The sequence below is a fragment of the Streptomyces caeni genome (genome assembly GCF_042678285.1).
GTDB lineage: Bacteria > Actinomycetota > Actinomycetes > Streptomycetales > Streptomycetaceae > Streptomyces > Streptomyces caeni.
Map to the genome: position 1 here is coordinate 11,971 of NZ_JBHUDX010000009.1, position 18,302 is coordinate 30,272.

The 18,302-nt window shown below is 72.2% G+C and carries 20 protein-coding genes; 11 read left to right on the plus strand and 9 right to left on the minus strand.

From position 1 onward, the window contains the following. Window positions 1-411: ArsR/SmtB family transcription factor (locus tag ACFSL4_RS03515; RefSeq protein ID WP_381078272.1), on the minus strand; the 411-nt coding region annotated here is incomplete at its 3' end. A gap of 63 nt (window positions 412-474) precedes the next feature. Between ACFSL4_RS03515 and ACFSL4_RS03520 the strand changes: the two genes are divergently transcribed. Continuing rightward, the gene (locus tag ACFSL4_RS03520; protein WP_381078275.1) at window positions 475-1,665 is read left to right on the plus strand and encodes a cation diffusion facilitator family transporter; all 1,191 of its coding nucleotides are present in this window, start codon (window positions 475-477) and stop codon (window positions 1,663-1,665) included. A gap of 28 nt (window positions 1,666-1,693) precedes the next feature. On the opposite strand, the gene ACFSL4_RS03525 is transcribed toward ACFSL4_RS03520, so the two are convergent. Both ACFSL4_RS03525 and ACFSL4_RS03530 read right to left on the minus strand, forming a co-directional pair. After that, entirely contained in the window at window positions 1,694-2,248 is a 555-nt protein-coding gene (locus ACFSL4_RS03525; RefSeq protein WP_381078277.1) for a YbaK/EbsC family protein, read from the minus strand. 43 nt (window positions 2,249-2,291) lie between these two features. Beyond that, entirely contained in the window at window positions 2,292-2,864 is a 573-nt protein-coding gene (locus ACFSL4_RS03530) for a helix-turn-helix domain-containing protein (protein ID WP_381078280.1), read from the minus strand. 93 nt (window positions 2,865-2,957) lie between these two features. Between ACFSL4_RS03530 and ACFSL4_RS03535 the strand changes: the two genes are divergently transcribed. After that, entirely contained in the window at window positions 2,958-3,815 is an 858-nt protein-coding gene (locus ACFSL4_RS03535) for an EamA family transporter (protein WP_381078283.1), read from the plus strand. 1 nt (window position 3,816) lies between these two features. Here the strand turns inward: ACFSL4_RS03535 and ACFSL4_RS03540 are convergent, their stop codons facing one another. Then, a complete protein-coding gene (locus ACFSL4_RS03540) occupies window positions 3,817-4,614 on the minus strand; it encodes an acyltransferase (RefSeq protein WP_381078286.1) in 798 nt (265 codons plus the stop codon). A gap of 106 nt (window positions 4,615-4,720) precedes the next feature. Here ACFSL4_RS03540 and ACFSL4_RS03545 point away from each other — a divergent pair, with 106 nt between their 5' ends. Continuing rightward, on the plus strand, window positions 4,721-5,254 hold the full coding sequence (locus ACFSL4_RS03545; protein ID WP_381078289.1) for a gamma carbonic anhydrase family protein: 534 nt from the start codon (window positions 4,721-4,723) through the stop codon (window positions 5,252-5,254). Between the two features lie 2 nt (window positions 5,255-5,256). Here ACFSL4_RS03545 and ACFSL4_RS03550 read toward each other — a convergent pair whose 3' ends face one another. After that, entirely contained in the window at window positions 5,257-5,907 is a 651-nt protein-coding gene (locus ACFSL4_RS03550) for a DedA family protein (RefSeq protein WP_381078292.1), read from the minus strand. Window positions 5,908-6,651: 744 nt separating this feature from the next. On the opposite strand from ACFSL4_RS03550, the gene ACFSL4_RS03555 reads away from it, so the two are divergent. The 3 genes from ACFSL4_RS03555 to ACFSL4_RS03565 all read left to right on the plus strand — a co-directional run bounded on the left by ACFSL4_RS03555 (window position 6,652) and on the right by ACFSL4_RS03565 (window position 9,060). Further along, window positions 6,652-7,062 carry a DUF485 domain-containing protein gene (locus tag ACFSL4_RS03555; RefSeq protein ID WP_381078295.1) on the plus strand — a complete coding sequence of 137 codons (411 nt, stop codon included), beginning with the start codon at window positions 6,652-6,654 and terminating at the stop codon, window positions 7,060-7,062. Further along, complete coding sequence (locus ACFSL4_RS03560) at window positions 7,056-8,654, plus strand: solute symporter family protein (RefSeq protein ID WP_381078298.1); 1,599 nt, start codon at window positions 7,056-7,058, stop codon at window positions 8,652-8,654. Before ACFSL4_RS03555 ends, ACFSL4_RS03560 begins: the two co-directional genes overlap by 7 nt. 91 nt (window positions 8,655-8,745) lie before the next feature. Continuing rightward, window positions 8,746-9,060 (plus strand): hypothetical protein, encoded by a 315-nt coding sequence (locus tag ACFSL4_RS03565; RefSeq protein WP_381078301.1) that lies wholly within the window; start codon window positions 8,746-8,748, stop codon window positions 9,058-9,060. 38 nt (window positions 9,061-9,098) lie between these two features. On the opposite strand, the gene ACFSL4_RS03570 is transcribed toward ACFSL4_RS03565, so the two are convergent. Continuing rightward, entirely contained in the window at window positions 9,099-9,536 is a 438-nt protein-coding gene (locus tag ACFSL4_RS03570; protein WP_381078323.1) for a DUF4442 domain-containing protein, read from the minus strand. A gap of 328 nt (window positions 9,537-9,864) precedes the next feature. On the opposite strand from ACFSL4_RS03570, the gene ACFSL4_RS37670 reads away from it, so the two are divergent. After that, on the plus strand, window positions 9,865-10,569 hold the full coding sequence (locus ACFSL4_RS37670) for a DUF8017 domain-containing protein (RefSeq protein WP_465269749.1): 705 nt from the start codon (window positions 9,865-9,867) through the stop codon (window positions 10,567-10,569). A gap of 75 nt (window positions 10,570-10,644) precedes the next feature. Continuing rightward, complete coding sequence (locus tag ACFSL4_RS03580; protein ID WP_381078306.1) at window positions 10,645-11,649, plus strand: DUF8017 domain-containing protein; 1,005 nt, start codon at window positions 10,645-10,647, stop codon at window positions 11,647-11,649. Between the two features lie 86 nt (window positions 11,650-11,735). On the opposite strand, the gene ACFSL4_RS03585 is transcribed toward ACFSL4_RS03580, so the two are convergent. Together ACFSL4_RS03585 and tuf are read right to left on the minus strand one after the other, a co-directional pair. Continuing rightward, window positions 11,736-12,581: a spermidine synthase gene (locus ACFSL4_RS03585; RefSeq protein ID WP_381078308.1), complete on the minus strand. Its 846-nt coding sequence runs from the start codon at window positions 12,579-12,581 to the stop codon at window positions 11,736-11,738. A 157-nt stretch (window positions 12,582-12,738) separates the two neighbouring features. Continuing rightward, a complete protein-coding gene (gene tuf, locus ACFSL4_RS03590; protein ID WP_381078310.1) occupies window positions 12,739-13,908 on the minus strand; it encodes an elongation factor Tu in 1,170 nt (389 codons plus the stop codon). Window positions 13,909-14,283: 375 nt separating this feature from the next. Here tuf and ACFSL4_RS03595 point away from each other — a divergent pair, with 375 nt between their 5' ends. Next, window positions 14,284-15,063 carry a TVP38/TMEM64 family protein gene (locus ACFSL4_RS03595; RefSeq protein WP_381078312.1) on the plus strand — a complete coding sequence of 260 codons (780 nt, stop codon included), beginning with the start codon at window positions 14,284-14,286 and terminating at the stop codon, window positions 15,061-15,063. Between the two features lie 4 nt (window positions 15,064-15,067). On the opposite strand, the gene ACFSL4_RS03600 is transcribed toward ACFSL4_RS03595, so the two are convergent. After that, window positions 15,068-16,237 (minus strand): thiolase family protein, encoded by a 1,170-nt coding sequence (locus ACFSL4_RS03600; RefSeq protein ID WP_381078315.1) that lies wholly within the window; start codon window positions 16,235-16,237, stop codon window positions 15,068-15,070. A gap of 115 nt (window positions 16,238-16,352) precedes the next feature. Here ACFSL4_RS03600 and ACFSL4_RS03605 point away from each other — a divergent pair, with 115 nt between their 5' ends. Both ACFSL4_RS03605 and ACFSL4_RS03610 read left to right on the plus strand, forming a co-directional pair. After that, the gene (locus ACFSL4_RS03605; RefSeq protein WP_381078317.1) at window positions 16,353-16,823 is read left to right on the plus strand and encodes a winged helix-turn-helix transcriptional regulator; all 471 of its coding nucleotides are present in this window, start codon (window positions 16,353-16,355) and stop codon (window positions 16,821-16,823) included. Between the two features lie 387 nt (window positions 16,824-17,210). Further along, window positions 17,211-18,086 carry an undecaprenyl-diphosphate phosphatase gene (locus ACFSL4_RS03610; RefSeq protein WP_381078320.1) on the plus strand — a complete coding sequence of 292 codons (876 nt, stop codon included), beginning with the start codon at window positions 17,211-17,213 and terminating at the stop codon, window positions 18,084-18,086. Window positions 18,087-18,302: the final 216 nt, after the last annotated feature.

Genomic DNA, 18,302 nt, shown 5'->3' on the forward strand with positions numbered 1-18,302 from the left:
GCGGCCCCGGCCGCGCGCAGCTGGCTCGTGCGCCGGCCGGCCGGCGAGCCGGTGGTCGGCCAGGCTGAGCACCTCGTCGACGACCCGGCGCAGATGGCCGTCGCGGAGCGAATAGACGACGCGGCGGCCCTGCTTGCGCGTGTCGACCAGGCCCGCGAGCCGGAGCCGGGCCAGATGCTGGCTCACGGCGGGCCGGGCCGCGCCGCACGCCTGCGTGAGCGTCGAGACGTCGGCCTCGCCACCGGCCAGGGCGTGCAGCAGGGCGAGGCGGGTGCGGTCACCGAGGAGGGCCAGCAGTTCGGCGGCGAGCGCGAACTGCTCCTCACCGGGGGTACGGGGGTGGTCTTCGGCGGCGCCGTCGGTGCGCGACTGCACATGGTGTGCAGATGATAGGTGCATGCGTGCGCTCATACGCACATAATTGCTCCGTGGATGCGACCGCGTCCACCGCACACGGCGGAAGGGGCCCTTCGGATGAGACACGGGCAGGAAGGCCACGAGCACGGCCGGGCGCTGTCGTCCGGCGACGGCCCCGAGCACCCGCATTCGCATCACCACCCGCACGGCCACGATCACGATCACGATCACGATCACGGTCACAGCCACAGCCACAGCCACAGCCACAGCCACGGTCGCGGTCGCGGTCGCGGTGATCACGTGCATCCGCGCCCCCATGGCCCCCTGGCCCGCCTCCGCCACCTCCTCACTCCCCACTCCCACGAGAGCGCCGACAAGCTCGACTCGGCGCTGGAGTCGTCCGCGCGGGGCATGCGGGCCCTGTGGGTCTCGCTCGCGATGCTCGGGGCGACGGCACTGGCGCAGGCGGTCGTGGTGGCGATCTCCGGCTCGGTCGCGCTGCTCGGCGACACCGTGCACAACGCCGCCGACGCCCTGACCGCCGTGCCGCTCGGGATCGCCTTCGTGCTGGGCCGCCGCGCGGCCACGCGCCGCTTCACCTACGGATACGGCCGCGCCGAGGACCTCGCCGGGATCGTGATCGTGCTGACGATCGCCGCGTCGGCGGCCTTCACCGCCTGGAGTGCGGTCGAGCGGCTGCTGGCCCCCCGCGCCATGCAGCACATCCCCGCGGTCGCCGCCGCGGCCGTCATCGGTTTCGCGGGCAACGAGTGGGTCGCCCGCCATCGCATCCGGGTGGGGCGCGCGATCGGCTCGGCCGCGCTGGTCGCCGACGGGCTGCACGCCCGCACGGACGGATTCACCTCCCTCGCGGTGCTCGTCGGGGCGGGCGGCGCCGCGCTCGGCTGGACCGTCGCCGACCCGCTCGTCGGGCTGGCGATCACCGCCGCGATCCTCCTGGTGTTGCGGGACGCGGCGCGGGAGGTGTTCCGGCGGGTGATGGACGCCGTCGACCCCGCGCTGGTGGACCGCGCCGAGCGGGCGCTGCGGGAGGTGCCCGGCGTGCGTGAGGTCGGTGAGCTGCGGCTGCGCTGGATCGGGCACCGGCTGCGCGCCGAGGTGGCGGTCGTGGTCGACGGCGAGGTGAGCGTGCGCCGGGCGCACGACATCGCGGTCGAAGCCGAGCACGCCCTGATGCACGCGGTTCCCCGGCTCGCCTCCGCCCTGGTCCATGCCGACCCGGCCCCGGCACCGGGTGAGACGGATCCGCATCTGGCCTTGGCCCACCACACCCGAACCCCGTTGTGAGGGCCCGGGCCGGCGGCCCGCCCCGCCGTCAGACGCCCAGGCCCTCCAGCACCACCGCGTTCGCCAGCTCCGCCAACGCCTTGCCCGGCACCAGCAGCTTCCCCCGGCGCCGCCCGCTGCCGACCAGTACGTACGGCAGGTCGACGACCGCCGAGTCCACCAGGACCGGCCAGCCGCCGGGCAGGCCGATCGGCGTGATACCGCCGTACTCCATGCCGGTCTCCCCGGTCGCCACCTCCATCGACGCGAACGACGCCTTACGGGCACCGAGCCGGCGGCGCACGACACCGTTCACATCGACCCGGGTGGCGGAGAGGACCACACAGGCGGCCAGCGTCGTCTCACCGCCGCGCTTGCCCGCGACCACCACGCAGTTCGCGGACCGGTCCAGCAGATCCTTGCCGTAGTGCTCCAGGAAGACCGCGGTGTCAGCCCGTTCGGGGTCCGTGTCGACGTAGACGATCCGGTCCGCGGGCGTGCCGCCGCGCCACCGGCGTACGGCGTCCGCCACCGGCCGGGTCAGCTCGCCGAGACAGTCCGGGGCGGGCGTCGCGTTGTCGAAGTCTCCGATGGGTGCGCGCATGCCCGCACGCTAACAGCCCTGTGCCGACGCCCGGACGGGCGGCTCAGCGCACCGGCGGCACCGAGACCGCCATCACCAACTCCATCGGCACGTCGCCGTCATTGCCGTATGTGTGGGGGGTGCTGGCCTCGAAGGAGGCACTCGCGCCGGTGGGCACCCGGTACTCGGCACCGTCGACGGTGAGCGTCAGCTCGCCGGCGGTGACGTGGACCAGCTCGACGGTACCGGCGGGGTGCGGGTCCGAGGGGCTGCGGTCCCCCGGCATCAGCCGCCAGTCCCACATCTCCAGGGGCCCCGGCGCCTCGGTGCCCGCGAGAAGGCGGTTGTAGCTGCCCGCGTCGGTGTGCCAGAGGCGCACGGCCTGCTCGGCGGGGACGATCCGGACGGTGGGGCCCTGCTCGTAGTCGAGCAGGGTGGTGATGCTGACGCCGAGCGCGTCGCCGATCTTGACGACGGTGCCGATGCTCGGGTTGGTGCGGGCCTGCTCGATCTGGATGAGCATGCCGCGGCTGACGCCGGCGCGGGCGGCGAGCGTCTCCAGCGTGAAGCCCCGCTCCGTGCGCCACCGCTTGACGTTGCGGGCCAGGGACTGGGTCAGCAGGTCGAGATCCGACACATTCCGTCCAATATTATATATGACAGAGTTTACCTGATTGAACTATGGTGTGGTGCACCTGATCGTTCACTGCACTGTACTGCGAGGCAGCCCGTGACAGCACTCTTCGCCCTGGCCACGAGCCTGCTGTGGGGCCTGGCCGACTTCGGCGGCGGGCTGCTGACACGCCGGATGCCCGCGCTGACGGTGGTCGTCGTCTCGCAGACCGTCGCCGCGGTCGTGCTCGGTGCGCTCGTGGCGGCCACGGGCGGCATGGGCGAGGCGGGCCCGCGGCTGTGGTTCGCGCTCGCCGCGGGCGTGATCGGACCGATCGCCCTGCTGTCCTTCTACGAGGCGCTCGCTCTGGGCCCGATGGGCGTCGTCTCTCCGCTCGCGACGCTGAGCGTGGCGGTTCCCGTGGGCGTCGGGCTCACTCTCGGCGAACGCCCCGGGCTGCTCCAGGCCGCCGGGATCACCGTCGCGGTCACCGGGGTCGTCCTCGCCGGCGGGCCCCAGCTCAGGGGCACGCCGGTCCATCGGCGGGCGATCCTGCTCACGCTCGTCGCGGCGCTCGGCTTCGGCACGGTCTTCGCGCTGATCGCGGAGGCGTCCACGACGCTCACCGGACTGTTCCTCGCGCTGTTCGTGATGCGCGTGGTCAACGTCGCCGGGGGCGCCGCCGCCCTGCACGTCTCGGTGCGGCGGGGCGCCCCTGCATGTCCGGGCGACGGCTTCCCCTGGGGCTCGCTGCCCGCACTCGCCTTCGTCGGTCTCGCCGACGTCGCCGCCAACGGTACGTACGCCATCGCCGCCCGGCACGGCCCGGTCACGGTGGCCGCCGTCCTCGCCTCGCTCTACCCGGTGGTCACGGCGCTCGCCGCGCGCGGCTTCCTCAGCGAACGGCTGCGCGCCGCGCAGGCGGCGGGCGCGGGCCTCGCCCTGGTGGGCACGGTGCTGCTCGCCGCCGGCTGACTCATGACTCGGTGTCGAGCTCCGCGAGCCGCGCGGCGCCGTCCCCGTCCAGCTCCGCGAGCCGGGCGACGGCCTCCTCGTCCAGCTCCGACAGCGCCAGCAGCTGCTCGGACGTGGTGCCGTCGGGGATCGGCACCGGGGCCGGTGTCCGCAGCGGCGGCTGCCAGCCGGCGTCGGGCGTCCAGCGCCGTACCACCCGGGCGGGCGCCCCGGCCACGACCGAGTGGTCCGGCACGGTCCCCCGGACCACGGCTCCGGCCGCGACGACCACGTTCCGCCCGATCCGCGCGCCCGGCAGGATCACCGCGCCGGTCCCTATCCAGCACCCCGGGCCGATCTCCACCGGCTCCATCCGCGGCCACTGCCTGCCGATGGGCTGGTGGGGATCGTCGTAGGAGTGGTTCGTGGAGGTCACGTAGACATACGGACCGAAGTAGCAGTCGCTGCCGATCGTGACCGTCGTGTCGGCGATGACGTGGCTGCCGCGGCCGAGGACGACGCCGTCACCGATGCGCAGGATCGGGACGGGGCCGAGGTCGAGGCCGGGCATCAGCCCGGCGGTCAGCGTGACCTGTTCGCCGATGATGCAGTGCGCGCCGAGCCGGATCCAGGGCTCACCGAAGACGGTGCCGAGCGGGAAGGCGAGTCTGGTACCTGTTCCCATCGCGCCGAAGCGGAAGCGACCGGGGTGCTCCGCCGTCACGGACCCCACGCGCTGCGCCCAGGCCCAGCCCGCGTGGACGGCGCGCTGTACGAGACCGCGCCGCCATGATGAGAACGTGTTCTTGCTTCGGAGCACCCGCTCACCGTACTCAGGGCCGAGCGCGTCCATGAGGTCCTTCCGCTGTGATCTTCACCCCACCGATGCCGTACGGTGCCGGTGGAGCGACCACGAGGAGACGGCAATGACGCACCAGGCGCTGATCACGGGCATAGGCGGCAAGGACCCCCGGGTGGACCGGGAGGCGTTCACGGCGCCCACCTCCGTGGTGATCGGGAACGTGACGCTCCATCCGGGCGCGAGCGTCTGGTACGGCGCGGTGCTGCGCGCCGACTGCGGTCCGATCGTCATCGGCGCCGACAGCAACGTCCAGGACAACTGCACCCTCCACGTCGACCCGGGCTTTCCGATCTCCGTCGGGGAGGGGGTGTCGATCGGGCACAATGCCGTGGTCCACGGAGCGACCGTCGAGGACGACTGCCTGATCGGTATGGGGGCCACGGTCCTCAACGGAGCGGTGATCGGCGCGGGTTCGCTGGTCGCCGCCCAGGCACTGGTGCCGCAGGGCATGCGGGTGCCGCCGGGCTCACTCGTGGCGGGCGTACCCGCCAAGGTCAAGCGGCAGCTGACGGACGAGGAGCGCGAGGGCATCACGCTGAACGGCACGCTGTACGCGGACCTGGCGCGGGCGCATCGCGAGGTGCACCGGCGCCCCTGAGGTCACTCGGCGGCCGTGACGGGCTCCGGCTCGGCGTCGGCCCGCTCGGCCGCCGCCTTCTTGGCCTTGCGCCTGACGACCAGCATCGAGGCGAGCCCGACCAGCACGGCCGCCACCAGCCCCAGCCACGAGAACCGCTTCAGCCACGACTCGGCGACCACGCCGACGTAGTAGATCACCGTGGTGGTGCCGCCCGCCCAGATCACCCCGCCCAGGACGTTGGCGGTCAGGAACTTCCAGTACGGCATCCTCAGCACACCGGCGAGCGGCCCCGCGAAGATCCGCAGCAGGGCGACGAACCGGCCGAAGAACACCGCCCACATGCCCCACTTCTCGAAGGACCGCTCGGCGGTGGCGACATGGCCCTCGCTGAAGTGCCTGGGGAACTTCCTCCCGAGCCAGGCCAGCAGCGGACGTCCGCCCTTGCGGCCGATCGCGTAGCCGATGGAGTCGCCGACGACGGCGCCGGCACTCGCACAGGCGCCCAGGACCACCGGATCGATACCGCCGTGCTGGGATGACAGCAGCGCCGCGGACACGAGGACGATCTCGCCCGGCAGCGGGATCCCGAGGCTCTCCAGGCCGATCACCAGGGCCACCAGGGCGTAGACGGCGGCTGCGGGCACCGTGTCGAGCCATTCCTGGACGTGCACCGCCGCTTCCTCCCGTTTCACCGTGCGTGCCCGCGCCGTGCGTGACGGCCCGATGTGCGCTGTCCCCCCGTGCGCCCGTCGGGCAGCCTACCCGCTCGGCCCGGCGGGACGGGGACCCCCGGTCGTACCGGTATGCACGACGCGCCATCGGCGCCCCGGGGTTCGCGACCGCGGCGCCCGGCCCTGCGGACGTGCGGTCCGGTCGCCCGGTGCGCCGTGTTCGCTCGTTGAACATGACGCCCGGACGGAGCGCGCGCCATGCCGGAAGGCAGCCCGGGACGGGCTCGAAAACCATGGCCGCCGGCGATTGCCCGTCAACGAAGTGAACGGGCAAAGGAACGGCGCCGACAAGATCCGAAGCCGTACGCAAAGCGGCCACGGCCCCCGTCGGCGGGCGGGGTGAAAGGTTCAGAATGATCTAGGAAATCGGCTATGAGAGTGCTCACATTCGCACTTCCCGCAGGCAGTTGATTGCTCAAGGTCACCACTGCCATACTCCGCATCCGGCCCCGTCGACACCCTCTGGCAGGGCCGCCCCCGACCTCCCGAAATCCCATGCCGGGGGCGTCACGAACCCCCCACAAAGTCCGCACACAAGCCCGGCTTCGGCACCCAGAAGTTCTCCATGAGCCATTTCTGCGGGTTGACCCGACGACGGCTCGGTTTTCCGTGCGTTCCGACGCCTGACCGGCCCAATGGTCCGACGCCGGAAACCCGGTACAACGCAGCAAAGAAGGTGCGTCAATGAGTGGATATCCGCCGCAACACGCCAACTGGTCTCCACCGCCCCCGACGGGCGGCGATTCCACACGGCCGCCGTCCCTGCACGGGCATCCCGAATTCCAGTCGATACGCGGGGCCTTCCGTGCCTTCGGGACCACGGCGGTGGCCGTCGTCGTGGGTGGGTTTCTGCTGTACGTCCTGCTGTCGCACTTCGTCCCGCCGCTCATGAACTTCCAGCTGGCCGGCCACCTCACCCTCGGCCTCGCGATCGGCCTGGCGCAGTTCGCCGTCATGGCGGTGACGGTGTGGCGCTACACCGCGCACATGCGCCGGCAGGTCGACCCGGTGGCGCGCCGGCTGCGCGCCGAACTGGACCGCGTCGAGCCCGGCCGGCCCACCACCCCGCAGGAGGGACGGTCCCGATCGTGGTGACGATCTCCGCAGGCGTCATCAACCGATTCAGCCTGCAACTGACCTTCATCCTCTTCGTGACCGTCGTCGTGGTCACGCTGTTCACGGCGCTGCTGATGGCCCCCCAGCGCGACGAGATCAGCGAGTTCTACCTCGGTAACCGGAACATGTCGCCGCTGCGCAACGGCCTGGCGATGTGCGGCGACTACCTGTCGGCGGCGACCCTCCTGGGCAGCACGGGCCTGGTCGCCCTCACCGGCTACGACGGCCTCCTCTACCTGAGCGGGACCACGGTCGCCTGGATCATGGTGCTGCTGCTCATCGCGGAGCCGCTGCACAACACCGGCCGGTTCACGATCGGCGACACGCTGGCCCTGCGCATGCCCCGCTTCCAGCGGCCCGTGCGCATCGCCCTGTCCATCTGCACCCTGGTCATCACCACCCTCTACCTGGTCGCCCAGTTCAGCGGCGGCGTCGCCCTGCTGTCCCAGTTCGTCGGTGAGCCCAGCCAGACCACCCGCACCCTGTGCGTGCTCGTCGTCGGCAGCATCGTCGTGGTGTACGCCGCGCTCGGCGGCATGCCCGGCGCGACCTTCATCCAGATCATCAAGGCCGTGATGCTGCTGGCGGGCATCGCGATCACCGCGGTCTTCGTGCTGAACCGCTTCCACTGGTCCCTCGACGGGCTGCTGTCCACCGCCGCCCGCAACAGCGGCAACGGGCAACGCTTCCTGGAGTCCGGGCTGCGCTACGGCGGCGGCCTCACCAGCAAGCTCGACTTCCTCAGCCTGGAACTGGCCATCGTCCTCGGCCTCGCCGGGCTCCCCCACGTGGTGATGCGCCTGCTCGCGCCCCGCACCAGCCGCGTGCTGCGCACCTCGGTCGGCTGGGGCATGGGCCTCATCGGCTTCGTCTGCCTGGCCGCGGGCATCGTGGGCCTCGGCGCCACCGCGATCGTGGGCCGGGAGGGCATCACACAGGTCGACCCCAAGGGCGATGTGGCCATCCTGCTGCTCGCACAGTCCATCGGTGGCGGCGTGCTCACCGCGCTGCTCTCCTCCCTGGCCTTCGTGACGCTGCTCGCCGTCGCGGCCGGACTCACCCTGGCCGCGGCCACCTCGCTCGCCCACGACCTCTACGGTGAGGTCATCCGCAAGGGCAACGCCACCGAGACCCAGGAACTGGGTGTGGCTCGGCTGGCCGCCGTCTTCATCGGTGTGCTGGGCATGCTGCTCGCCCTGCTGCCGTGGGAGATCAGCGCGGCGAGCCTGGCATTCCTCGCCTTCGCCATCGCCGCGTCGGCCATCGTGCCGGCCCTCGTGTACACGCTGTTCTGGAGCCGCTTCACCGCACGGGGCGCGCTGCTCAGCCTCTACGGCGGACTGATCACCTCCGTGCTCCTCGTGGTGTTCTCCCCCGTGTTCTCCTCCCTGCCCTCCTCCATCTACCCCGACGCGGACTTCGCCTGGTTCCCCCTGCAGAACCCGGGCATCGTCTCGATCCCGGTGGGCTTCCTCCTGGGCTGGCTGGGCAGTGTCATGGGTTCGAATCACGAGTCCGACGACTACGAGGAGTTCGAGGTCCGCTCGCTGGTCGGTGCGGGACAGCGCTGACGGCAGGACCCCTCCGACCGCCGCCGCGGCGTCCGGTAGCCCCCCGTGAGGCGACCGGATGCCGCGGTGCACCCTTCGGAAAGGACCACCCATGCACAGGCGCATCTCGTCGAAGTCGCTGCGCGTGCTGGCCGCCGGAGTGACGGCCACGGCCACGCTCACCGTCGTCGGAGCCACCGGACACGCGGCGGGCGCCACCGCCACCCCCACAGGCACGTACCCCACCGTGTCCCCGGCCGGCCTGCCCCGGGGGGAACGGGGGTGGGAGGGGCCGGCGGAGACGGAAAGACGGCGCGGATCGCAGCTTCCCGCGGCGGCGGCGACGGCGGGATGGCCGCGCTGCACCCATACGCCTGCCACGACGCCTGCCACGGCGCGCGCCACGGCTGCCGACCCGGCTCCCTGAGCCGGCGCTCCGCCCCGGACACACGGGGCGGAGCGCGGTCAGCCGTGGGGGCGCAGCGTCCACACCACCCTCATCTCGCCGGTGACGGCGCCGTCCCCGCGCCGGATGACGATGGAGACGGGGAACTCGGGGCGCCGGCCGGCGTCCAGTTCGGCGACGACCTCGGCGGCGGGGCGGCCGAGCGTGGCGGTCGCGGTGACCGGGCCCGTCGCGAGCTTCTTGTACGCGATCTCGGCGCTGACGGCGAGCGGCACGGCCCGGGACAGCTGCTCCCCGAACGCTGCCAGCACGATCGCGCCGCTCGCCGACTCGCCCAGGGTGAACATCGCCCCGGCGTGCGGCCCGCCGACGTGGTTGTGGAAGTCGCTCTGGTCCGGCAGCGCCACCACGGCCTTCTCGGGCGTCGTCTCCAGGAACTCCAGGTTCAGGGTCCGCGCCATCGGCACCGTGGCGGCGAGCATCTCACCGATCGACATCTGGTCTGCGCTCATGGCGGGATGTTACCCACGAGTAGCGACGTCTGACCAGGTGCGCGCGGCGATCGCCGTGTCGTTGCGCCCCCCTGTGGCCAGGAGGGCAGCCGCCGGGAGGCGGGCCGAGCCCGCAACAGGCCGCGGGAGAACAGCAGCCGAACCCGTACCGGCAGCCCGGGTACCGCCCCCGTACGGCCGGCCCCGGCAATGGCACGCGCCCACCCCACCGGCGGGCGCGGCCGCGCCTCCGCCACCAGGCGGCGGAAACCGGACCAGGTTCGTCGCGTCGGCCGCCGCCGCGGCCGTCGTGGTCGCCGCCACGGTGACCGGCATGGTCCTGCTCGGCGGGGGCGGGGACGACCGGGTGGCTCCCGGGCCCGCCACGTCCCCTTCTCCACGGACGAGCTCGCCCGGCCCGCGGGGCACCGGCACCGAGCACCCCACGGTCAAGGGCTGGCAGGTCGTGGTGAACCCGGGCGCCGGGATCGCCTTCGACGTCCCACCGCAGTGGTCGCTCACTCCGGCGACCGGGCCACCCACGTCTCCGGGAACGACGGCCCCGAGGACGAGCCGCTCATCACCATGCGTGCCCCGCGTTCCTGCGACGGCAGTGGTGCGCCTCGGACCCGGACAAGGACGCACGAAGGAGTACACGCCACCGGCCGCGGCCGGCTCCAAGGGTGACAACGGGGCGCGGAACACCGAGGAGATCGCCGGCGCGGATCCGAAGACCTGGGTCCACGGGCAGTACACCCAGCCGGACAGGGCCGTGGTGCGGTCGGGCCCCGTCGGGTCTTTCACGACGGAATCCGGCATCAGGGGCGGTCTGGGCACCGTCTGGTCCGCAGGTGTGGAGAAATCGAAAGAGTGCGCAACGGACGGCAAGGCGATGACGTTCGCCTTCAAGAACGCCCAGGGCGACCTGGTCCCCTGGTCGTTCTACGGCGCCGAAGACGTATCCGGCGAGGTACCGGAGGCGACCGTGCGTCAGATCGCCGCCACCGTACAGTTCGCCGAGGACCCGTCGGACTCCTGAACGCCCCTTTCCGGTACGGGCCTGGCGAAGAGCGGTGACCCAACCGTGTCATGAGCGGGACTAGGGTTGTGGCCCATGTGGCCAGGACAGCAGCCGCCCGGGGGCGAGCAGAACCCGCAGAACCAGAACCCCTACCAGCAGCCGGGGTACCAGCAGCCGAACCCGTACCAGCAGCCGGGTTATCAGCAGCCCAACCCCTATCAGCAGCAGGGGCAGTGGGGCGCGCCCATGCCTGCGGGGTCGCCCCGGCAGCCGGGCGACGGGGGCGGCGAAAACCGCACCAAGCTCGTCGCGATCGTGGCCGCCACGGCCGTGGTCGTGGCCGCAGGGGTCACCGGCTTCCTCGTCCTCGGCGGCAACAAGAACGACAACGCCGACGGCGGCGGCAAGGACGCCGAGACGTCGTCTCCCTCGCAGAGCGCGACGGCGTCGTCGTCCACGTCCGACAACCCGCGCAGCAGCGAGACCGAGAAGCCGACCGTCCCCGGCTGGAAGGTCGTCGTCAACCCCAAGTGGGGCACGGCCTTCGACGTGCCGGCGGACTGGGAGGTGAAGTCGCCGAGCCTGCTGATCGGCTTCGAGGACGACAAGGCCAAGGCCGGTGACAAGCCCCTCATCACCATGTCCGCGCCTGCCTTCCTCAAGGAGAACTGGTGCACGTCCGACGACGACAAGGACGGGCGCACGGACAACACACCGCTGGCCGCGGCGGGAACCAAGGGCGCCAGCGGGGCCAAGGACACCGATGAGGTCGCCGTGAACCAGGTGGCCTGGTGGGTGTACGGCGGCTACACCCAGCCCGACAAGAAGAGCCTGACCTTCGACAAGAAGGCGAAGCCGTACAAGACCGCGTCCGGTATCCAGGGCAGCATCGCCTGGGCCCGGTCCAAGAACACGCCCCAGAAGGGGAAGTGCGCGTCCGACGGCAAGGCCGTCACGTTCGGCTTCAAGAACTCCGCGGGCGACTTCGTCGCATGGAACCTCTACGGGGCCACCGGCGTGAAGGACGAACTCCCGGACGCGACGATCATGAAGATCCTCAGCACGGTGCGCCTCCACGGCGACCCGACGGCGTCCTGAGCCGAACGCCCCCGCACGGCGGGGCCACGGCCGTCTCCGCGGCGGCCGTGGCGCAGCGACGTGCCCCAGCGGCGTCCGACTCCGCCTCAGCCGATGGTGAAGGCCCCGTCGGGCGGTTCGGGCGACGCGACGGCGTCCGCCTCGTGAACGGGCTCGGCGGCGCCCGTGAACTCCCTTAGCGCAGCGCCGTGTTCGACTCGGGCCGGGAAGGCGTCCGCGGCGGTACGGCGGGTGAGGGCGGCGATGTCCAAAGGCCGGTGGGAAGCGGCCAGCACGGCGTTGCCGAAGCGGCGGCCGCGCAGCACGCCCGGCTCGGCGATCAGCACCAGCTCCTCGAACACCACGGCAAACGTGGCGAGTTGGGAGCGGAGGAAGGCGAACGGCGCGGCGTCGGCAAGGTTCGCCAGATAGACGCCGTCCGGGCGCAGCACCCGCTCCGCGGCGCGGGCGTATGTCACCGTCGTCAGATGGGCGGGGACGCGGGAGCCGCCGAAGACGTCCGCGATCACCACGTCGGCGGAGTCTGCGGGTGCGGACCCGATCCAGACGCGGGCGTCGGCGGGGTGCAGGGTGACACCGGTGCCGGCGGGCAGGGGCAGGTGTTCCACGACGAGGCCCAGCAGGCCCCGGTCGGCCTCGATCACGTCCTGCCGTGAGCCCGGCCGGGTCGCGGCGACGTAGCGCGGCAGGGTGAGGGCGCCGCCGCCGAGGTGCACCACGTCGAGGGGACGTCCCGGAGCCGCCGCCGTCTCCAGGACATGGGCGAGCCGCCTGGCGTACTCGAACTCCAGATACGCCGGCGCGTCCAGGTCGACGTACGACTGCGGGGCCCCGTCGACCGTCAGCAGCCAGGCCCTCGCACGGTCCACGTCGGGCATCAGCTTGGCGGTCCCGTGGTCCACGGCACGCGTCACGGGTATGGGCTCGCTCACGGCTCCATTGTGCCGGGCGGGGAACGGTCCGTACGCCGAGCACCATCGCGTCGCACGCCACCGGCCGCGACGGGCACGGGGGCCCACCCCCTCCGGGTAGGCACCCGTGCCCCGCGCCGGCGGCCCCGGGGCCCCGGCCGTCGCCGGAGCGCCCGGCTCAGCCCACGGCCGTCACCGTGCCCGCGCCGACCGTCCGGCCGCCCTCGCGGATCGCGAAGCCGAGGCCGGGCTCCAGCGGGACCTCACGGCCCAGCTCCACCGTCATGCTGACCGTGTCGCCGGGCCGGGCGACCGCCGTCTCGCCGAGGTCGATGTCGCCGACCACGTCCGCGGTGCGGATGTAGAACTGCGGCCGGTAGCCCGTCGACATCGGGGTCGTACGGCCGCCCTCCCGCGCCGACAGCACGTACACCCGCGCCGAGAAGCGGCGGCTCGGGACGACGCTGCCCGGCGCGGCGACGATGTGCCCGCGGCGCACCGCGTCACGGGGCACCCCGCGCAGCAGCAGCGCCACGTTGTCCCCGGCCTGCGCCTCCTCCATGGGCTTGCCGAAGGTCTCCAGCCCGGTCACCACGGACTCCAGGCCGGCGCCGAGCACCTCGACCCGGTCGCCGACGCGAACCGTGCCGCGCTCGACGGCGCCCGTGACCACCGTGCCGCGGCCGGTGATCGTGAGCACGTTCTCCACCGGCAGCAGGAACGGCGCGTCCACGTACCGCTCGGGGATGGGCACATAGGTGTCCACCGCGTCGAGCAGCGCTTCGATCGCCGCGGTCCACCGCGGGTCGCCCTCCAGGGCCCTGAGCCCGGAGACGCGGACCACCGGCACCGAGTCGCCCGGATAGCCCTGGGCGGTCAGCAGTTCGCGGACCTCGAGCTCGACGAGGTCGACGAGCTCCTCGTCACCCGCATCGGCCTTGTTCAGGGCGACGACGATGTGGTCGACGCCCACTTGCCGGGCGAGCAGCACGTGCTCGGCGGTCTGCGGCATGATCCCGTCGAGCGCGGAGACGACGAGGATCGCCCCGTCGAGCTGCGCCGCCCCGGTCACCATGTTCTTCACGTAGTCGGCGTGGCCCGGCATGTCCACGTGGGCATAGTGCCGGGTGCCGGTCTCGTACTCGACGTGCGCGATGTTGATGGTGATGCCGCGGGCGGCCTCCTCCGGGGCCCGGTCGATCCGGTCGAACGGCACGAAGGTGCCGGTGCCGCGCTCGGCGAGGACCTTGGTGATGGCTGCTGTCAGGGTGGTCTTGCCGTGGTCGACGTGCCCCATCGTGCCGATGTTCAGGTGGGGTTTGGTGCGCACGTATGCCGTCTTGGACATGGCGGTACCTCGGAGCCTCTCCGGTGGTGAATGACGGCCCCGGCATCGGGAGATCCGGCCGGGACGGGACCCCAAGGACTGCCGACCCTCCCCCTGCGGGGTCCGCCGGACGATCCGGGGAGGGTCAGCTTCGGGCGCCGTCGACGGCGGCCAGGAGAAGCGGGACGGCAGCCTTCGGGGCATCCGCGACGGCGGATGCTGCGAGGACGAAGGCGTACCGGAACATGTCGTAGATCATCCTCGACGGCGTGGCCCGCGTCGAATGGTTTTCGCGGCGGGGCGGGCGCCCGCTGCCGGGCGGGGCCGGCGGCGCCTGTGACGCCGCTGAGACGAACCCCACGGCGGTCCGGCACCTCGGTCGGTTACTGTCACCGAATGCTCGATGCCACCACCCGCTCTGGGGGCACCGCCACGGCCTCTCCCCGGGCCGTCGCCACGGAACTCGGCGCCGCGACGACCGCCGTCGTCGCCGTGCCGCCCGGTTTCACGGCCCGCTGCACGAGAGTGCTGCTCTCGCCCTGGTCCCGGCTGTCGCTGCTCGTGGCCCTGCTCGGCGCGGCCGCGTCGTGCGTGCTGCTGTTCGAGCCGCAGAAACTGCTGGCGGACGGCTGGCCGCCACAGCTGGGGGGCGTGCCGGCAGCCATGGCGTACGCGGCGGCGTACGGGTTGTGCACGGTCGCGTTCGTGCCGCGTCCCTTGCTGAACCTGGCGGCGGGCGCCCTGTTCGGCTCGCAGCTGGGCACCGGCGCGGCGCTCGCGGGCACGGTGCTGGGGGCGGGGATCGCCTTCGGTCTCGGCCGGGTGCTGGGGCAGGGCGCGCTGCGGCCCCTGCTGCGCGGGCGCTTGCTGAGGGCCGCGGACGGCCAGCTCAGCCGGCACGGCTTCCGCTCGATGCTGGCGGCACGGCTGTTTCCCGGAGTGCCGTTCTGGGCCGCCAACTACTGCGCCGCCGTCTCCCGGATGCGCTGGGCGGCGTTCCTGCTCGCGACGGCGCTCGGCTCCGTCCCGAACACCGCGGCGTACGTCGTGGCCGGCGCCCGGGCCTCGACGCCGACCTCGCCCGCCTTCCTGATCGCGCTGGCTCTCATCGCGGTGCCGGCGCTGGCCGGCGCGGTGGTGGCCTGGCGGGGGCGCCACCACCTGCGCGGCCGCTGAGCGGTCAGACCGCCTCGACGATCATCGCGTTGGCGAGCCCGCCCGCCTCGCACATCGTCTGCAGGCCGTACCGCGCCCCACGCGCGCGCAGCGCGTGCACCAGGGTGGTCGTCAGACGGGTGCCGCTCGCTCCCAGCGGGTGGCCGATGGCGATGGCGCCCCCGTGGACGTTGACCTTGGCCGGGTCGGCGCCCGTCTCCTGCTGCCAGGCCAGGACGACGCTGGAGAAGGCCTCGTTCACCTCGAAGAGATCGATGTCGCCGAGCGCCAGCCCCGCCCTGCGGAGCACCTTTTCGGTGGCGGGGATGACGCCGGTGAGCATCAGCACGGGGTCGGAGCCGGTCACCGCGAAGCTGTGCAGCCGGGCGAGCGGCCGCAGGCCGAGGCGTGCCGCGGTCTCGCCCGAGGTGATCAGCACAGCCGACGCGCCGTCGTTGATCGGGCTGGCGTTGCCTGCGGTGACGTTCCACTCGATCTGCGGGAACCGCTCGGCGAAGGCGGGGTCGTGGTACGCGGGCCTGAGGCCGGCCAGGATCTCGGTGGTGCCGGCGGGCCTTATGCACTCGTCGCGGGTGAGGCCCTCCAGGGGGGCGGTCTCGGTGTCGAACAGGCCGCCGTCCCAGGCCGCCGCCGCCTTGCGGTGCGAGGACAGGGCGAAGGTGTCCATCTGCTCGCGGGTGATCGACCACTTCGCGGCGATCAGCTCGGCGCTGATGCCCTGCGGGACCAGGCCCTCCCGGTAGCGCTCGGCGACGCCGGGCCCGAAGGGGTCGGCGCCCGGGGGCACATTCGACCACATCGGTACGCGGCTCATGGACTCCACGCCGCAGGCCACGACGATGTCGTAGGCGCCCGAGATCACACCCTGGGCGGCGAAGTGCACGGCCTGCTGGGAGGAGCCGCACTGGCGGTCCACGGTCGTCGCGGGCACGGTCTCCGGGAAACCGGCGGACAGGACGGCGTACCGGGTGGTGTTCATGGCCTGCTCGCCGACCTGGTCGACGGTGCCGCCGATGACGTCGTCGATGAGCGCCGGGTCGATGCCGGAGCGTCCGACGAGGGTGCGCAGGGTGTGGGCCAGCAGTTCTACGGGGTGGACATGGGCGAGGGCGCCGTTCGGCTTGCCCTTGCCCACCGGGGTGCGTACGGCTTCGACGATCACGGCGTCGCGCATGGTGCGGGCCTCCTTGCCCGGCGGGTGCCGGTGCAGCGGTTACCAATGAGTAGGAATTCCGGACTCACCATAGCCCTAAGAGTTGGAAAAACAAACCCTCATCTAGACTGGACCCATGGCCGCCCCCAAAGACCCGCGCCCCTGCTCGATCGCCGATGCCCTGGCCCTGGTCGGCGAGAAGTACTCCCTGCTCGTCCTGCGCGAGGCGTGTCTCGGCAACGGCCGCTTCGACCAGCTCGTGCGCAACATCGGCGCCCCCCGCGACATCCTCGCCACGCGCCTGAAGCGCCTGGTGGACGCGGGAATCCTGACGAAGAGGCTCTACAGCGAGCGCCCGCAGCGCTTCGAGTACCGGCCCACGGCGGCCGGCCTGGAACTGGAGTCGGTACTGATGACCCTCATGGCATGGGGCGACCGCCATCTCCGGAAGGACGGCGATCGCCCCATGGTGGTCGAGCACGCCTGCGGCAACGAGCTGGTCCCGGTCGTCACCTGCTCCGCCTGCGGCGGGGAGGTGCGCCACGAGGACCTGACGGCACACCCCCAGGCGCCGGGGTGGACGGTGTCCGGACCGGTCGCCGCATAAGCCCGCCGGCCACCCTTGGCCACGGCCGCGCCCTCGGCGCCGCGCCCCACCGCCCGCGCCCCGCAACGCCCGATGGCCCTCCGTGACCGGATCGCGGCGTGCCCGGTGTCCGCTCCCGCTCCTCCCGGGCGGGTCCGCCGGGACGGACGAAGCCGGCGCCCGAACGGCCGGCCGTCACGGCCGTCGGCCCCGCTCCGTGAGGCGAGCGAGGCCGCGGGGCGGGGCGGCCCCGTACCCCAAGCGCCGGTAAAGCCCCGGTGATGGAACCGTCATGGCGGGGCGCTACGCTGCCCCCAGCACACTTGATCACCGGTCGCGCCACGGCACGCCCGCGGCCCGGTGTCCCCGTCGTCGCCTCCACGATCAGCGCTTGGACTGCCACACTCCATGTCTTGGTTCGCATCCCTCGTCCTCGGACTCGTCCAGGGGCTGACCGAGTTCCTCCCCGTCTCCTCCAGCGCGCACCTGCGGCTGACCGCGGCCTTCGCGGGCTGGGAGGACCCCGGGGCGGCCTTCACCGCGATCACCCAGATCGGCACGGAGTCAGCCGTGCTGATCTACTTCCGCAAGGACATCGCGACCATCCTCTCGGCCTGGTCCCGTTCGCTCTTCGACCGCACGATGCGCCAGGACCGCGACGCTCGGACGGGCTGGCTGGTGATCGTCGGCTCGATACCCATCGGCGTGCTCGGCATCACCCTGAAAGACCAGATCGAGGGGCCGTTCCGGGATCTGCGGATCACAGCGACGACGCTCATCGCGCTGGGCGTGATCCTCGCCGTCGCGGACCGCCTCGCGGCCCGCGACGAGACGGGCGGCCGGCACCGAATACCCAAGCAGCGCAAGACGCTGCAGGATCTCACCGTCAAGGACGGTCTGGTCTACGGCGTCTGCCAGGCCATGGCCCTGATACCCGGTGTCTCCCGCTCCGGCGCCACGATCAGCGGCGGTCTCTTCCTCGGCTACAGGCGCGAGGCCGCGGCACGCTACTCCTTCCTGCTCGCCATTCCGGCCGTTCTGGCCTCGGGCGTCTTCGAACTCAAGGACGCCGCGGAGACGGGGCAGGTGAACTGGGGGCCCACCCTCTTCGCGACGGTCATCGCGTTCGTGTCCGGCTATGCGGTGATCGCGTGGTTCATGAAGTTCATTTCGAGCAAGAGCTTCATGCCGTTCGTCTGGTACCGGATCGCACTCGGCGTGGTGATTATTGTGCTGGTCAGCGCGGGTGCGCTGAGCCCGCACGCGGGCGAGAGCGGCGGCTGAAACCGGGCCGCACAGGTAGCGCCATCTAGCATTTCCTAGCGCCTGATTGCAGCACCACGCCATGATCATCTCCCACTTGTCTCCCACTCATCTCCCACCTGGGAGGCGGGACGCACTCCCCCTAGGGCGTGTGCGTCCGCAAAACAAGGGATGACACGGAAGGGCCCGCACGGCACGCCGTGCGGGCCCTTCCGTACAGAGGGTGGAGCGGGTCAG

Bases quoted from the DNA above. Each gene is read 5' to 3' on its own strand.
- ACFSL4_RS03605 (WP_381078317.1), top strand. From the start codon at position 16,353: ATGGCCGCCCCCAAAGACCCGCGCCCCTGCTCGATCGCCGATGCCCTG.
- ACFSL4_RS37670 (WP_465269749.1), top strand. From the start codon at position 9,865: ATGGTCCTGCTCGGCGGGGGCGGGGACGACCGGGTGGCTCCCGGGCCC.
- ACFSL4_RS03600 (WP_381078315.1), bottom strand. From the start codon at position 16,237: ATGCGCGACGCCGTGATCGTCGAAGCCGTACGCACCCCGGTGGGCAAG.
- ACFSL4_RS03545 (WP_381078289.1), top strand. From the start codon at position 4,721: ATGACGCACCAGGCGCTGATCACGGGCATAGGCGGCAAGGACCCCCGG.
- ACFSL4_RS03555 (WP_381078295.1), top strand. From the start codon at position 6,652: ATGAGTGGATATCCGCCGCAACACGCCAACTGGTCTCCACCGCCCCCG.
- ACFSL4_RS03610 (WP_381078320.1), top strand. From the start codon at position 17,211: ATGTCTTGGTTCGCATCCCTCGTCCTCGGACTCGTCCAGGGGCTGACC.
- ACFSL4_RS03520 (WP_381078275.1), top strand. From the start codon at position 475: ATGAGACACGGGCAGGAAGGCCACGAGCACGGCCGGGCGCTGTCGTCC.
- ACFSL4_RS03570 (WP_381078323.1), bottom strand. From the start codon at position 9,536: ATGTCGATCGGTGAGATGCTCGCCGCCACGGTGCCGATGGCGCGGACC.
- tuf (WP_381078310.1), bottom strand. From the start codon at position 13,908: ATGTCCAAGACGGCATACGTGCGCACCAAACCCCACCTGAACATCGGC.
- ACFSL4_RS03525 (WP_381078277.1), bottom strand. From the start codon at position 2,248: ATGCGCGCACCCATCGGAGACTTCGACAACGCGACGCCCGCCCCGGAC.
- ACFSL4_RS03580 (WP_381078306.1), top strand. From the start codon at position 10,645: ATGTGGCCAGGACAGCAGCCGCCCGGGGGCGAGCAGAACCCGCAGAAC.
- ACFSL4_RS03565 (WP_381078301.1), top strand. From the start codon at position 8,746: ATGCACAGGCGCATCTCGTCGAAGTCGCTGCGCGTGCTGGCCGCCGGA.
- ACFSL4_RS03595 (WP_381078312.1), top strand. From the start codon at position 14,284: ATGCTCGATGCCACCACCCGCTCTGGGGGCACCGCCACGGCCTCTCCC.